General features: G+C 49.5%; 14 protein-coding genes. 2 read left to right on the forward strand and 12 right to left on the reverse strand.

Annotated elements, in window-relative coordinates; translation table 11 throughout:
- Window positions 1-134 precede the first annotated feature (134 nt).
- From FKP33_RS17535 to FKP33_RS17570, 8 genes are all read right to left on the reverse strand, one after another.
- Complete coding sequence (locus FKP33_RS17535; RefSeq protein WP_127610589.1) at window positions 135-1466, reverse strand: (Fe-S)-binding protein; 1332 nt, start codon at window positions 1464-1466, stop codon at window positions 135-137.
- On the reverse strand, window positions 1463-2875 hold the full coding sequence (gene glcD / locus FKP33_RS17540) for a glycolate oxidase subunit GlcD (protein ID WP_141335904.1): 1413 nt from the start codon (window positions 2873-2875) through the stop codon (window positions 1463-1465). Before glcD ends, FKP33_RS17535 begins: the two co-directional genes overlap by 4 nt.
- Before the next feature lie 75 nt (window positions 2876-2950).
- Complete coding sequence (locus tag FKP33_RS17545; protein ID WP_258313476.1) at window positions 2951-4111, reverse strand: CdaR family transcriptional regulator; 1161 nt, start codon at window positions 4109-4111, stop codon at window positions 2951-2953.
- 110 nt (window positions 4112-4221) lie between these two features.
- Window positions 4222-4794: a DJ-1/PfpI family protein gene (locus FKP33_RS17550; protein ID WP_141335905.1), complete on the reverse strand. Its 573-nt coding sequence runs from the start codon at window positions 4792-4794 to the stop codon at window positions 4222-4224.
- 86 nt (window positions 4795-4880) lie between these two features.
- On the reverse strand, window positions 4881-5597 hold the full coding sequence (locus FKP33_RS17555) for an iron-sulfur cluster assembly protein (RefSeq protein WP_230876028.1): 717 nt from the start codon (window positions 5595-5597) through the stop codon (window positions 4881-4883).
- Window positions 5598-5635: 38 nt separating this feature from the next.
- On the reverse strand, window positions 5636-6676 hold the full coding sequence (locus FKP33_RS17560; protein WP_141335906.1) for an amidohydrolase family protein: 1041 nt from the start codon (window positions 6674-6676) through the stop codon (window positions 5636-5638).
- 189 nt (window positions 6677-6865) lie between these two features.
- A complete protein-coding gene (locus FKP33_RS17565; RefSeq protein WP_141335907.1) occupies window positions 6866-7870 on the reverse strand; it encodes a zinc-binding dehydrogenase in 1005 nt (334 codons plus the stop codon).
- A gap of 49 nt (window positions 7871-7919) precedes the next feature.
- Window positions 7920-8810 carry a LysR family transcriptional regulator gene (locus FKP33_RS17570; protein WP_127610599.1) on the reverse strand — a complete coding sequence of 297 codons (891 nt, stop codon included), beginning with the start codon at window positions 8808-8810 and terminating at the stop codon, window positions 7920-7922.
- Window positions 8811-8929: 119 nt separating this feature from the next.
- On the opposite strand from FKP33_RS17570, the gene FKP33_RS17575 reads away from it, so the two are divergent.
- Window positions 8930-9301 carry a CidA/LrgA family protein gene (locus FKP33_RS17575; RefSeq protein WP_127610601.1) on the forward strand — a complete coding sequence of 124 codons (372 nt, stop codon included), beginning with the start codon at window positions 8930-8932 and terminating at the stop codon, window positions 9299-9301.
- On the forward strand, window positions 9301-9978 hold the full coding sequence (locus FKP33_RS17580) for an LrgB family protein (RefSeq protein ID WP_054797802.1): 678 nt from the start codon (window positions 9301-9303) through the stop codon (window positions 9976-9978). Before FKP33_RS17575 ends, FKP33_RS17580 begins: the two co-directional genes overlap by 1 nt.
- A gap of 234 nt (window positions 9979-10212) precedes the next feature.
- Here the strand turns inward: FKP33_RS17580 and FKP33_RS17585 are convergent, their stop codons facing one another.
- From FKP33_RS17585 to FKP33_RS17600, 4 genes are read right to left on the reverse strand one after another with little or no spacing between them, the layout of a single operon-like run.
- Window positions 10213-10677, reverse strand: a complete 465-nt coding sequence (locus FKP33_RS17585; protein ID WP_141335909.1) for a RidA family protein — start codon at window positions 10675-10677, stop codon at window positions 10213-10215.
- A gap of 37 nt (window positions 10678-10714) precedes the next feature.
- Window positions 10715-11770 (reverse strand): aldo/keto reductase, encoded by a 1056-nt coding sequence (locus FKP33_RS17590; protein WP_141335910.1) that lies wholly within the window; start codon window positions 11768-11770, stop codon window positions 10715-10717.
- Window positions 11771-11793: 23 nt separating this feature from the next.
- Window positions 11794-13419, reverse strand: a complete 1626-nt coding sequence (locus FKP33_RS17595) for an N-acyl-D-amino-acid deacylase family protein (RefSeq protein WP_181410194.1) — start codon at window positions 13417-13419, stop codon at window positions 11794-11796.
- Window positions 13420-13449: 30 nt separating this feature from the next.
- Complete coding sequence (locus tag FKP33_RS17600; protein ID WP_141335912.1) at window positions 13450-14535, reverse strand: alanine racemase; 1086 nt, start codon at window positions 14533-14535, stop codon at window positions 13450-13452.
- Between the last annotated feature and the right edge of the window lie 63 nt (window positions 14536-14598).

Genomic DNA, 14598 nt, shown 5'->3' on the forward strand with positions numbered 1-14598 from the left:
CCTGAAACGCATGAATCGCATGATGTTCGTTCCCAATGCTTACTTACAAGTATAGTTATGGCCATAACCGAATGAAATGTGCATTTATCTAAAAAACAATGCCGAACATTGGATAATTTCTGTAGAAAGAACCATCAGGAAACGCTTGAATTGTCCACCGCTTCGAGCAGCAGGTCGGCCAGATGCACGGCTCTCATTCTCTCCTCCGCTCCCTCGCGAATAATGCCGAGTTTCATCTGCAACAGACAGCCCGGGTTGGCCGTTACGATCGTTTGCGCACGTGCTTTGTTGACCTTTTCCATCTTATAGTCCAGGATTTGCATCGACATTTCTTTCTCCGTTATGTTATAGACCCCGGCCGATCCGCAGCAATGATCCGCCTCTTCCATCTCCTGATAGTGAACGCCTTTAATGGAAGCCAGTAATGTCCGTGGCGCACTGGCTGTGCCCATGACATTCCGCAGATGGCAGGAGTCCTGATACGTAATGACTTGCTCCGGCAGCGAAAGTCCTCTTTCGGCAAATTGAAGCTCAACAAGAATCTCGGAAAAATCCCTCACTTTGCGGGCAAATGCTTCGGCTCGATCTCTCCACTGCTCTTCATCCTTCAACAAGTGGTCATATTCAACCAATAAGGCGCCGCACCCGCCCGCATTCAACACGATATAATCGACATCCAGCGATTCGAAGGCCACGATGTTGGCCTTGGCTAACTGCTTGGCCATATCTTTCTCTCCGCCGTGTGCGTGCAAGGCGCCGCAGCAGCCTTGGCCGGGAGGAATCACGATATCGCAGCCTGCCTTCTGAAGCAGCTTCATCGTGGCATCGTTCGTCTCCATAAACATCGTATCCATCAGACAACCGGAGAAGAAAGCGACCTTCTTCCTTGCTTGTCCTTCGGCAGGGATATGGGTAGGACGGTTGCTCAACGCGCTGACGCTGGCAATCGGCGGTAGCGTTCGTTCAAGCTCCGCGATATTCCCAGGCATTATTCGTAACAATTTGCTTTTTTGAACGACGCGCTGCAGGCCGCTCTTTTGATAAAACCTAAGAAAATAATGCAGGCGTTTGAGCCGGTCTTTGCGCGGGAACAATTGTTTAAACACAAGCCCCCGTATCACCTTCACGTGCATGCTATGCTTTTTCTTTTGTTGAATCACGTCCCGGGCTTCCTCAAGCAGATGACCGTATTTCACGCCGGACGGACAAACCGGCTCGCAAGCCCGGCAGCCGAGGCAGAGGTTCAGCTGCTTCTCCACATCATCGTCCGGTTCAATGACCCCGTCGACAACCCCCTTCATTAGCGCGATCCGGCCGCGCGGAGACGCCGCTTCATATTGATCGGTTTGGCCATAGGTCGGACACGTCGGCAGGCAGAAGCCGCATCTCATACAATTCATTAGCTCGTCGTAATCCAGCCGTTCTTTAAAGCCCTGTCGAATCTCACTCTGCACCTGCTGATTCATCCGTTAATCACCACTCTTTTGCGGGCATCTCTTGCGAACATTTTTCCGGGATTCATGATTCCGTTCGGATCAAAAGCTTGTTTGATCGCCTTCATCGCTGCTACGCCTTCCTCTCCAACCTTTAACGATAAATAAGGCAGCTTCATCTCGCCAACCCCGTGCTCTCCGGTAATGGTACCCCCCAGCTCGATCGCTTTCCGGAAAATTTCATCGAACGCTTGTTCGACCAGGTGCATCTCTTCCTTGTTTCTGCCATCCGTCAGGCAGGTGGGGTGCAAGTTTCCGTCACCGGCATGACCGAATGTACAGATCGTTACCTGATACTTTTCTGCAATCTGATTAATGGCACGCACCATTTCGCTAATTTTCGATCGAGGGACCGTCGCATCCTCCAGAATCGTCGTAGGCCTCAGCCGCGCAAGCGCGGATAACGCCGCCCGCCTTGCCGTACTTAATGCCTCGGCTTCCGCCTTCGACTGGGCGATCTTCACGGATCTCGCATGTCCGTCCTTGCAAATTTGAGCGATTCGTTCCATGTCCCTTTCCACGACTTCAGGCGGTCCGTCCTGCTCAATGAGCAGCACCGCATTCACATCGGTCGGTAAACCGACCTTGGCGAAATCCTCGACGACTTTACACGTAGGCTGATCAAGAAATTCGAGCGTGGCCGGGATAATCCGGTTTGAAATAATCGCCGACACCGTACTGGCCGCTGCGTCGAGATCTTCAAAAAGCGCCAGCATCGTTTTTTTCGTTTCCGGAATGGGAATGAGCTTTAGCGTCGCTTCCGTTACGACGCCTAGCGTCCCCTCGGAGCCGACAAACAGCTTCGTTAGATCATATCCTGCCACATCCTTGGGTGATTTCCCGCCCGTTCGCATACAATCCCCGTTCGGCAGAACGATTTCCAGCCCAAGGACATAGTCCTTCGTGACGCCGTATTTTAAACCTCGAAGCCCTCCCGAGCATTCATTAATGTTGCCGCCGATGGTTGAGATTTTCATCGAGCTTGGGTCCGGGGGATAAAATAAGCCCCTTGCCTCCACGGCTTCGATTAATTTCTTCGTAATGACGCCCGGTTGAACCGTAACGGTCAAATTCTCTTCGTCAATCTCCAAAATTCGATTCATATGATTGAACACAAGGACAATGCCGCCTTGGGTTGGACATGTACCGGCACTTAAATTGGTGCCGGAGCCTCTTGGAACAATCGGAATTGTATGCTGATTGCATATTTTTAATACCGCCTGGATTTGTTCCCTGTTCTTAGGCATGATGACGGCGTCAGGGAGCGCCTGGTAGTTCGGCGTCGCATCATACGAATAAGATAGTTTCGCTTCATTCGAGTCATGATACTGGGCGCTTCCGACAATTTCTATAAGCTGACTTCTGATCGCTTCCGTAATCACGAGAAGTCCCCCTTTCGTTATCACCATTATAGAAATTGCCCGTTGAAATAACTATGTGCGAATATACAAAGATTTTCAATTCGGATCCTGATTTATTGAATGATTATCCAATTTTAATAAAGAAAGTGCGATTAAAAATAACGTAATGCCTTCCGGACATTTGGGATTAATGCCCGTAAGCTCTTTGATCTGGTTTAGGCGGTAGTGAAGCGTATTGATGTGAATATGAAGCGCATCGGCGCTATCTTTAATGGACAATTGATGCTTATAATAAATATGGATCGTCTCAAGAAGCTCTTGATCCGATTGAATTTCCGATAAAATCCGGTCGATAAACTCTTGCCTCGTTTTTGCGCTGATCTCCTCTAACACGATATCGAGCAATAAATTTTCATAATAAACGATTTCAAGATGCTTTTGAGCCACCTTCAACGCTTTCTTCGCTTCGTTGTACGTATGATTCATTTTGAAAGGCTCGAAGGTCTTGCCCACGCCGACGGCTAAATTAATGCCGTAATGCTTTTTAAAATATTGATGCCATTTTGCCAATTCCCGGGAAAGCTTTGTTGGCGAATTATTATTTTTGGCATTTTTGATCAGAATGAATTGGCCGTTGCCCCAGCGAATGAAAAAATCGGTCGGATCGCGTTCAAAACTTCTTTGAAAAAAGTCGGTCATCAGCGACTGCGCTTCTCGCAGCACCTCGTCGCGGTGATGGACATCCACTTGGAAAAGGACGCAAATATACGGAATCTCAACGGAAACCCCCAGGATTTGGCCTCGGTCGATAAACTCCTGATCCACGTCCTGGATATGAATCCACTCGTAAAAAAAGGCTTCAAGCCCCCTTGTTTCCCACTCCTCCTTCTCTTTCTGCTGGGCCTCTCTAATAATGAGCTCGGTCATTCTCCGAAGCAGCTCCGCGTAAGGCTCAACAACAGAAGGAGTACCTGTGATGCCAATGACGCCTATCACCTTTTTGTTGTAATAAATCGGCAAATTGATTCCCGGCTTCACCCCTTTTAACCGCTTCGCATCCTCATCGGAAATGTACAGCTTATGACCCGACTTCATGACAATCGTCGCACCTTCATGAAAAGAGCCAATTCGGTTTTTGTCCGTTGATGCGATAATGATCCCCTGACCGCCTACAACAATCAGCTGCTCGGTCATGACCGATTCCACTTCATGGATAATCTTCTTGGCTAATTCCGGTAATAATTGCAGACGAATCACCCAACCTTCTCAAAAGTGATAAATGGGAAAAACCAGCGCACTCCGGTGTCAAGCCAGAGTGCACTGGTTCCAGGTCAACAATCACGTGTAACCAGCTGCTCGAACAACGATTACACCGTTACTTTCTCGTCCACATTCAACAGATTGAGGAATTCTCTCATAAATCCCGGCAGATCCGGCCATGCATGACCCGTTACCAGGTTGCCGTCAACGACAAGCATCTGCTCGACATAATGGGCTCCCGCCGCTTCCACTTCCGGACGGCAGCAAGTATAAGCGGTCATCGAGCGGCCTTGAATATGCTCGCGCACGGTCGTCAACACCAGTTGACCGTGGCAAATGACGCCCATCGGCTTGTTCTCCTGCAGGAAATGGGCCGTAATTTCTTGTACTTTTTTGTTCATGCGGATGTATTCCGGCGCGCGTCCGCCCGGGATAATCAGCGCATCGAAATCGGCTGCGTTAATGTCGTCGACGGAAGCATGCGAATCGATTTTATAGGCGACCAATTCCGTGAAGGTTTCCATTTGCGGAAGGAAATCGTGACAAACCGTTTGAAGCTTCTTTTTCGTAGGCGAAGCAATCGTCACGTCGATTTGCTCCTCCAACAAGCGATAGTAGGGATAGAAAACTTCCAGGCAATCTACGGCATCACCAGTTAGAATAAGCACCTTTTTACTCATCTTCATCACCGATCCTTTTGAATGTGTTTTGTTTATGATGATCAAGAATGTATGAACATTCCCGATAGCATATGGAACTGCACTGCTTATGACATCTCCGTGCCTGTGGCTTCCAAATCGTAACGGGCCTCTAGCAGACCGCGGCAATAGTGGCCGTTAAATTCCATGCTTAATCTTGTCCTTTTGGCGCCCAATAAGTAATCCGAGAATCCTTCCAGCGTCAAAGCATCCCCTTCCGGAGTTGTAAACGCCTGAACGCCGGAATGGTGGAGCTGCGCTTTCTTCTCCAAATATCCCTCTCGCATGCCGCTTCCCTCTTCCGAGAGCGGGAGCTCATGCAGCTGCTCCAAAGTCATCGCAAGGATCGCTTCATTCGACCAGCCTGCAGCCAATAAATGCTTGATCAGCTTTTCCTCCCGGGCATAGAACGCTTTGATTTGGAATGTCCTCCGAAGCTCGTCAAGATCTCCATCGGACGCCCCGAACTGACTCGTGGATTCGCTGAAGCGCTTCCCCTTCGAAACCCCTTGATTGATTTCGTCGGAAGCACAGTGGTCGATCAAATTTACTTTGACCTCCCGGACCCATTCCAATCGGGAGACACAGGTCCGGATATCTTCCGCCATGATGAAAGCGAAGTTGGGGGAGCACCAATAGGTCGGCAAACGGAATACGACTTCCACTTGATCGTCATGGATCTTCGTATGATCGATAAACCCCAATTCGGTTAAGGGCTGATCAAGCTCCGGATCATATACCTTATCGAGCTGCTTGTATACCTGCTGTTCCTTGGTCATCAACATAGCATGCACCTCCTGTGAGTGAGCTGTTGTAAAGAAGCTTACGCGATTTTATTAGCGTTCGCGATCATCTTCGCCAGTTCGCAATGGCGCAGTTTCTCCTTCTGGCTCTCGATGTCGATGTTGTACAATCTGGCCGCATTTTCCCCGAGGATTTTCTTCTTCACCTTCAGATCGAGCGTCGCACCGGTTTCTTTCTGAATATCTTCCGGCAGCTCCATGGCGATGAACTTCTCGATCAGCCAGCCCGGCTCCCATATCGCATAGTCGCTTCCGAACAGAATCCGGTCTTCGCCGATCCAGTACAGCAGCTCGCTGATGATTTCCGCGAAATAGCGGGGACGCGTATGGATGAACGGGAGCGCAACCGCCAAGGCCCCGTACACGTTCTTCTCTTGCGTCGCGATCCAGCAGAAATCCTCCAACCGGGGAAGTCCGACGTGCTCCACGATAAAGTTCAAATCCCGGAAAGCGCTTGCAACATCGTCGACATCGGCGACGTCGAACGCATCCCGGTTCAGCGGGGTGATCGTCGGCCCCTTATGCACGTGGATGTTCTTGATCCCAAGCTGGACGCACTTCTCGAGGTAGCGATAAGACCAGTCGTCGGATAATTTATACCCTTTCGAATCCTTGTACCAGTCGGCCGTATACAGCTTGATGCCGGACCACTTGTATTTCTCGTAATCCTTCTCAAGCTGCTCCAGGCCTCGCTCTCCATGGCGCGGATCGAACGTTCCGTTACAGATGAACCGCCCCGGATATTGCTGCGCAAGCGCCTCGTTGGCATCGAAGTCGCCGAAGCCGTTCTTGTAGAACTCTTTCAAATACACCGGCTGGAAGATCGCCATGTCGCTGTACCCTTTGACAAACACATCTTCGATCAACGTGCCTGCCTCATATTTCAGAAATTTGTCCTTCGGCCAAAGATGCTCTTTCGGGCTCAGGTTTTTGTGATAATCGTAAAAACAACTGATGAACTGATCCCCTTGAACGTTCAATTGGTTCTCTTGACTGCCATCCCATAATGCAATGTGCGCGTCGATGATGAAAATTTCTTCTCCGTTCGGTAAGCGATACATGGCCATTCCTCCTTGAGATTCGTTGTTCAAAAAGAGTGAAATCGACAAAGGGAAACGCTTACAGCCTGACTGTGATTTGAAGTATACAGCCTCAATACGAAGAAAGAAATATATTTTCATATAACAAATTTACCATAACAGGCTATATTTTTTGTATGTTCATACAAATGAAGGAAAAATCAAGCCCGTCTATTGGCCGCCGAAACCTATATAAAATCCGATTTTGCCTAATTGCGCCGCGCGCTCCATCCGCTCGAACGCCTGCGCATATTGCTCTAACGGTACGACCCGATCCAGCACGGGTTTGATTTGATGGGATTCAATAAACTTGATCATATCCCGGTACTCTTCTCCGCTTCCCAGCGTCGTCCCCAGCAAATTATGATGTCCATAGAAGAAGTCGCGCAAGTTGAGTTGGACGACATCTCCCGCAGAAGCTCCGAACGTCACTATGGTGCCTCCCAGGCGCAGCCGTTCAAGCGACTTGTGAAACGTCGCCGCGCCGACGCTTTCAATGACGACATCCACCTTCGCTCCGTCAAGCGCCGCGCCCCAATCTTCATGGCTGTCGATCGCCCGGTCGGCGCCGTATTCCAGGGCTTTCCTGCATTTCTCCTGCGAGCGGGAGGTTACATACACGGTAGCGCCCGCCGCTTTAGCAAATTGAAGTAGAAACGTGGCGGCCCCGCCGCCGATACCCGGGATCAGCACCTTCATGCCGGGCTGGATACGGGCTCTCGTAAACAATGCGCGATACGCTGTGAGCGCAGCCAATGACAGCACGCCGGCTTCTTCCCATGTTAAAAATCGAGGTTTAGGGGCGACATTGTCGCCGGGCACGATGACCTTCTCCGCAAAGGTGCCGTGCGTCGGCAAGCCGAGAATTTCAAAGCCCTCGGGAGGCGCATCGCTGTTTACCTTCCATCCGAGACCCGGGTTAATCATCACCTCGTCACCGGCTTGGACATGCGTCACGCCTTCGCCGACGGCATCGATAATACCTGCGCCGTCTGAACCGATAATGAGCGGCGGATCTGTCGGCTTATGACGTTCCAGGACAAAAAGATCCCGATGGTTCAGCCCCGCCGTTCTTATTTTGACCCTTACTTCTCCCGCCTTGGGCTGCAGCTCTTCCATCTCCCGAATGGATAAACCTTCCAACCCGCTCTTCCCTTCATGAACTAGCGCTTTCATCCAATCACTCCTTTTTTGAGTCTTATGTTTACAAAAAATGTATGGAAAATCAAGTGGGCTCGGCAAATATTTGTTTCGTGAACGCGATCCATTCTCTTGCGGCCAACGATTGATACCCTTCCCGTCTCCAGGCCATCACGGGCTGCCACGGAATTTCCGGACTGACCAGGGAAATCGCTTTCACTTTATTCGGATCTAATAATCGGCAAATGGTACCCGGTAGAAACGCGATGCCGAGGTCGGCTCTTACCATCTCCCTGATTAAATCCCACTGGGAGCTTTCGGATACGATGCGGGGAACGAAGCCCGCCGAACGGCATGCGTTCTTGATCCGGTCATGCATGGCGAAATGGCTGTTAAAAAATATAAACCGCTCCAGTTCCAGTTCGGCCAGCTCGATTCGCTCCCGGTCCGCTAACCGGTGTGCGGGATGCATCACGACCTTTAACTGATCCCTCACGATCGGAAATGAATCGAATACCGCCTGATCGACCGGCCATAACAATATTCCTACGTCCAGCAAGCCTTCTTCGATGCTTCTCTCGATCTTGCTCGCGCCGTCCTCGACCATCTTCATCGTGATCCCCGGGTAACGATCCTGGAATTTTTTAATCACGTCCGGGAAGAAACTCGATCCGGCCATGGGCGGTAAGCCGATTCGAATGCTGCCCTTGTTCAAGAAGGTCAGGTCATTGATTTCCGTTTTTAAACTTTCGAACATTTGCAGAATCGGACCGGAATGCTGCAAGATCGCTTCGCCCACATCCGTCAATTGGATCTGTCTTCCGCTCCGGACAAAGATGTCCGCATTCAATTCTTTCTCTAAATTTTGGATCATTTTGCTTATGGTCGGTTGCGTAACATTCAGATTTTCTGCGGCTCTGGTAAAGTTGTTACACCGCACGATTTCTGCGATGTATTGCAAGTGACGCAACTCCATCGGCATCCCCCTTTTCCAACCATAAATAAATGGAATGAATTTGATTCTATATATTCATTTTACATATGGAACTCCTTTTTGTATACTCGCTGTAATCAGTGGCGGAAGGGGTGCGATCCATGAAGTCATGGTTGATCACAGGCGTGCAGGTGTTGTTTTTTGTTGTAATTGCCCAAATAGCGGACGTCATCGTCCAATGGCTTGGTTTCCCGGTGCCGGGCAGTATCGTGGGGATTGGAATGTTGTTCGCGCTTCTGAAGTGTAAGATCATTCGCCTGGAGTGGATCGAATTGGGCTCCCAATGGCTGCTTGCCGAAATGTTACTGTTTTTTATTCCCGCCTTCGTAGGCATCATCGATTACAAAAGCTTGCTGGCGGATCACGGTATCGCCATCGTCGTCATCATCGCCATTAGCCTGCTTGCCGTCATGATTTGCAGCGGTTTCATCGGCCAGCAGCTGTCCGCCCGGAAAGAAAGACAGGTCGAGTGATGGAAGCGATCTTATGGCTGGGTTGTACTGTTGCGATTTATTGGGTGTCCAGACGAATTTATGGCCTGTATCCTAAGCTGTATTTAACTCCGCTGCTCGTTACGCCGATTGCCGTCATTGCGCTCGTCGAAATCGCCGGCGTGTCTTTCGAAAGCTACAACAAAGGAGGCGAATGGCTCACCGGCATGATGGAACCCGCTACCATCGCGCTCTCCGTCCTCTTATACAAGCATCTCGACGTGCTTCGAAACCATGCTTATGTCATCGCCGCAAGCGTAAGCTGCGGTTCCCTCGCCGCCATCGTCACATCGGCCGGTCTCGCCCACCTGTTCGGCTTACGTGCGGAGCTCGTCTCCAGCCTCGCCCCGCGTTCCGCAACGACACCCGTCGCCCTTGCCGTCTCCCACATGACCGGCGGCATTACGTCCGTCACCGCGCTTGCTACGTTGATTACCGGATTGCTCGGCATCCTCGTCGGTCCGCTGATCATCAAGTGGTTCCACTTTCAAAGTCCCGTCTCGCGCGGCGTCCTCCTGGGAACCAGCGCTCACTCGGCCGGCATACGCCAAGCGTTGGAATATAGTCCCGTCTCCGGCTCCATTGCGATGGTTTCGATGATGCTGGCCTCGTTCATCACGCTGTGCGGCACGCCATGGATCGTTTGGTTGTTCCGGTAAAGTTGTTGGGCGGTCAACGCCGCCGATAGGTGCGCCCGTGCGACCACACCAAAAACCTCCAGCATTCCGCTTGGAAGCACAAGAACCCGAACGATTGAAAACTCAATCGTTCGGGTTCTTTGCTTGCGGTAGACTGTAACAGTTTCAATCCAATATCCTTTGTTAAACCCATTTCCGATAACATCTGCTGTAGTCGGCTAAAACCTTTGTTTTACTGGTTTTTTTGTCCCTTTTTTACGACTTAAGCTGAACAATCATTTCAATCTCAACCGGCGTATTAAAAGGCAGTTCCGGAGCGCCTATCGCGGATCTTGCATGCTTGCCGGCATCCCCAAAAATTTCTTCAAGTAAGGAGGAGGCGCCATTAATGACATAAGGCTGTTCCACAAAACCCGGTGCGCTATTGACAAACCCCAACAATTTCACGATTCGTTCCACGCGATCCAAATCCCCAATATGATTCTTAAGAACGGCTAAGAGATTGATCATTGTCTGGCGGGCAGCTTGTTGCCCCTGCTCAACCGACAGATCGCTGCCCACTTTACCCATATATATCAGTTTACCATCTTTACGGCAATCATTGCCCGATGTATAAACCAAGTTGTTAACCGTCACAGCCGGTATATAAATGGCTGCCGGTGCCGCCGGTTCAGGCAAATCAATATTTAGGCTTTTTAAACGATCTTCTATGTTTCCCATGTTTTTTTCCTCCTACTGATTTCTTGGATCGTATAAATTATCGAATACGACGGTTGCCGCTGTTCTCAAAATAATCGGGATTATCACCCAATTTATGCAACAACGGAGCTGTAATTACATTTAGCTGATCGCGAACTACAGGCGACAAAAGATACGAAGCCGCTTCCAAGTTTGATTTTAACTGCCGCACGTCGCGGCATCCGCAAATTGTCGTCGCGACTTTCGGATTCGATAACGCCCACGCCAAAGACAATGTGCTGACGGATACGCCTAGATCGTTCGCAAGCTCTTGAATATGATTCAGCGCTTGCTGCAATTCGATTTCCGCGCCTTCTTCGCCATGGCGGCAGCCTTGATCTCGGCTATAATGAAAATGTCTGGATCGTGCCCGCCCTTGCGGAATGTCGTTAAGCGAACGATATTTTCCGGATAAAATGCCCTGATGCAAACCCATATAACCAATGACACCGATTCGATGGTCAGCGCAGTACGGAAGAATCTCGGTCTCGACTGCTCTGCAGATCAGATTGTAAATTAACTGGTTCGCAACAACTTGTACACCGGTTTTCCTGACTTCTTCCATCTGTTCTATTCCATGATTGCTGATGCCGATGTAACGAACCTTGCCTTCTTGCTGCAGTTCCTTTAACGTATGGAATACTTCTTCTACTGTCGGCGGATCGGCTATCAGACTTTCATCATTGCTAAAATGTAAGATCGATTGGGCGTTGATCGGCCAGTGAAGCATATACAAATCGATATAATCGGTTTGCATGCGCCGCAAACTTGCTTCGCAATGTTCCCTTAACGTCTTGGATTTCGTATTCGAAGGTTTGATTTTAGTGCCGATAATAGCCTTATGCCGCCTTCCCTTTAACGCCAATCCGAGGGATCTTTCACTCTCACCATCATTGTACATCTCCGCCGTATCAAAATAATTAATTCCGTTATCCAGCGCCATGCTGACCACTTCAACCACATCTTTTTGACTCTGGTCTCCCCAATAGCTGTTGCTATCTCCACCGAACTGCCAGCAGCCCATCCCCAAAATACCAACTCGCAGTTCGGAACTCCCAAGCATTCTGGTTTCCATTTTTGTTCACGTCCTGTACACAGTCAAATTTTATATCTGTCATTTGAGAGTGATCTTCGTAATGGCTTACCTGGATAAATTCCCGTAAAGATACCGTTCTCCAGAACGATTTCCCCGTTCACCAAGACCGCTTCGATTCCACTTGGATTGACCGCGGGTTCGGCATACGTCGAATGATCATCAATCGTATTTTTATTGAAAAGGGTTATATCCGCGACCATCCCCGGCCGGATCAATCCGCGATCGAATAAACCCAATCGATTCGACGGGAGATAGGTCATTTTATAAATCGCCCGTTCCAAATGCAAGGTGTTTTTTTCTCTTACATATTTGCCAAGGACCTGAGGGAACGTGCCGTACAGTCTGCGATGCGCCTTCTTCCCTTTTTGCGGAATGCCGTCGGATCCGAACATTTGCAGTTCATGCTGCATGACGGTTTCCATTTCATCCAGATCTTGCTGAAACATGATGAGAATGATGCGGCCCTCCTCTTCAACCAGCAAGTCCAAAAACAAATCCAAAGGCGGGATGTGCCGTTTTTCAGCAATTTCCTTGATGCTGCTGCCTTCCAATGATTTGTTCTTGTCTGATTCCACGGTGCAAATCATCATATTTTCCCATCCGATCAAGTTGCTCATGCTCTCCCAAGCATTATTCGGAATACCGTTAATCAGGTTGTCTTTGATTTTCGCACGAGTTTCTTCATTTCGCAGCCGCTCCAGCATTTTTCCGTGTCCACCTTCGAGCGCCCAAGGAGGAAGGATTGTCGTCGCTGTCGTACTGCCTGCATGGTAGGGATATTGATCAAATGTAATGTCGATGCCCTCCATTTTAGCCTTTTCAATTAAATGCAGTGCTTTTCGGGCCTTACCGAAATTAGAATTTCCTACCGCTTTCAAATGCGAGATTTCCAAAGGCACGCGCGCTTCACGCGCAATTGTGATCATTTCTTCGATCGATTCCAATAAATAGCTCGCTTCATTCCGCATATGGGAAGCAATAAATCCGCCTTCTTCGGCTACAACCTTACTTAATTCGATCAATTCCTCCGTATCGGCGAATAAACCCGGGGCATAAATTAATCCCATCGACATGCCGACAGCTCCACTGCGCAAAGCGTCTCTGAGCAAACCTTTCATTTTTTCCATCTCGGCAGACGTAGGTTTACGATTATCATATCCCATGACCGCAACCCTTATAACCCCATGTGCAACAAGAGAAGCAACATTGATGGCGCTTCCAACCTTTTGGAATTCCGCGAAAAAATCATCTAACCCCGAATAGCCCAGCTCCCCTTTTTCCGGTGCTCCGAACAGTCCTGCTGCGTATTTATTAAAATAATGACGGGTTTCCGGCAGCACAGGGTAAAGCCCGAAGCCGCAATTTCCGATAACCGTCGTCGTTACCCCTTGCCGAATCTTCACGTCCATATATGGGTTTTCTAAAACATGCAGATCGTCATGTGTGTGGATATCGATAAAACCGGGGGCAACAACAAGCTGATCCGCTTGAATCACCCGCTTCGCTTGAACGCTTTTTAATATACCGATGGATCGGATCAATCCGTCTTTGATAGCAACATCAGCGTGATAACCTGGAGCCCCGCTGCCGTCAACAACCAGCCCGCCCTGAATCAAAATGTCGTACATCATATTTCCTCCATGTATCTTTCTATCTTTTTAAATGATTTTCCCGCGGGCCTCCACTTTCCATTCGTCGATGACTTCATCGTTCCGGACTACAAATACCCGGTCCATGAGGTTAACTACCGGACACACGTGATTGGGGATGATCTCCACCCGCTGGCCGATCTGTAAATCTTCTGTATGATGAACCTTCACCATCCCATGTTCCTCGCTCAGACGCTCAATCACCGCCGATGGAGCTTGTTTGATGTATCCATACCCTGGAGAGGTGGATATGTCCGACGTTAATGATTTGCTGCCCGTGTCGAGAATCAATCGTTCCGCTGCCGGACGACTGACAACGGTAGCCAAAATAGAAAACGCACATTCCGCCATCGGCGTAGCGAGCTGCATCTCACGAACGTCGTTAAACACGTAAGTCCCGGGTCTCCACTCCGTCACACCTTCGACAGCTACACCGGCTCGGCATGCAGGTGTTGTGCCCGTGCTGACTTCTTCAATGTTGAAACCATGTTGACGAAGCATGTCGGCGATCCCTACCATCATCCGGCCCGCCGCTGTTGCCGTTCTAACGATTTGTTCCGTGTCTTTCGCTAAATTAACGTGTCCTTCGTGAGTCATAATGCCTTTAAGCCGCACATGATCAAAAAGCGAGATGCTCTGAGCCAGCTCCAATGCCTCTCGTTCGGAAGCAACCCCATCCCGATTGTCTCCGGTATTGATAATCATATACAGCGGTATCACTACACCGCGCTTTTTAGCGGCTTCATGCAGTCTTTCCGCTCCGTAAACGCTGTCGAAGGCTACCGATACGGAACAATCACGCGAAAGATTCAAAATCCGTTCCACCTGAGCTTCTCCGACAGTCGGAAAGGCAAGCAAAATATCCTTCGCGCCGTACTGTGCCATGACTTCAGCTTCACTGATTTTGGCACATGTAATACCAGCCGCTCCGGCTTCCAATTGCATTTTGGCGATAGCCGGAATCTTATGCGTTTTAATATGCGGACGAAGCTTCTTGCCTGCTTGCTTTGCAATCTGCGCCATCAATTGTATGTTTTTTTCCACTATATCTAGGTTGACAATTGCGGCAGGGGTGGATAGCTGATGTAAATACATGTGATCCTCCTTGTATGTCTGGAGGGGAGCAGAGCTCCCCAACGACAGAATGCCAATAGAACC

This window comes from Paenibacillus sp. tmac-D7 (assembly GCF_006519665.1).
GTDB lineage: Bacteria > Bacillota > Bacilli > Paenibacillales > NBRC-103111 > Paenibacillus_G > Paenibacillus_G validus.

Coding starts and splice junctions, on each gene's coding strand:
- FKP33_RS17535 (WP_127610589.1), bottom strand. CDS start 1,466: ATGAATCAGCAGGTGCAGAGTGAGATTCGACAGGGCTTTAAAGAACGG.
- FKP33_RS17550 (WP_141335905.1), bottom strand. CDS start 4,794: ATGAGTAAAAAGGTGCTTATTCTAACTGGTGATGCCGTAGATTGCCTG.
- FKP33_RS17555 (WP_230876028.1), bottom strand. CDS start 5,597: ATGTTGATGACCAAGGAACAGCAGGTATACAAGCAGCTCGATAAGGTA.
- FKP33_RS17560 (WP_141335906.1), bottom strand. CDS start 6,676: ATGTATCGCTTACCGAACGGAGAAGAAATTTTCATCATCGACGCGCAC.
- FKP33_RS17565 (WP_141335907.1), bottom strand. CDS start 7,870: ATGAAAGCGCTAGTTCATGAAGGGAAGAGCGGGTTGGAAGGTTTATCC.
- FKP33_RS17570 (WP_127610599.1), bottom strand. CDS start 8,810: ATGGAGTTGCGTCACTTGCAATACATCGCAGAAATCGTGCGGTGTAAC.
- FKP33_RS17575 (WP_127610601.1), top strand. CDS start 8,930: ATGAAGTCATGGTTGATCACAGGCGTGCAGGTGTTGTTTTTTGTTGTA.
- FKP33_RS17580 (WP_054797802.1), top strand. CDS start 9,301: ATGGAAGCGATCTTATGGCTGGGTTGTACTGTTGCGATTTATTGGGTG.
- FKP33_RS17585 (WP_141335909.1), bottom strand. CDS start 10,677: ATGGGAAACATAGAAGATCGTTTAAAAAGCCTAAATATTGATTTGCCT.
- FKP33_RS17590 (WP_141335910.1), bottom strand. CDS start 11,770: ATGGAAACCAGAATGCTTGGGAGTTCCGAACTGCGAGTTGGTATTTTG.
- FKP33_RS17595 (WP_181410194.1), bottom strand. CDS start 13,419: ATGTACGACATTTTGATTCAGGGCGGGCTGGTTGTTGACGGCAGCGGG.
- FKP33_RS17600 (WP_141335912.1), bottom strand. CDS start 14,535: ATGTATTTACATCAGCTATCCACCCCTGCCGCAATTGTCAACCTAGAT.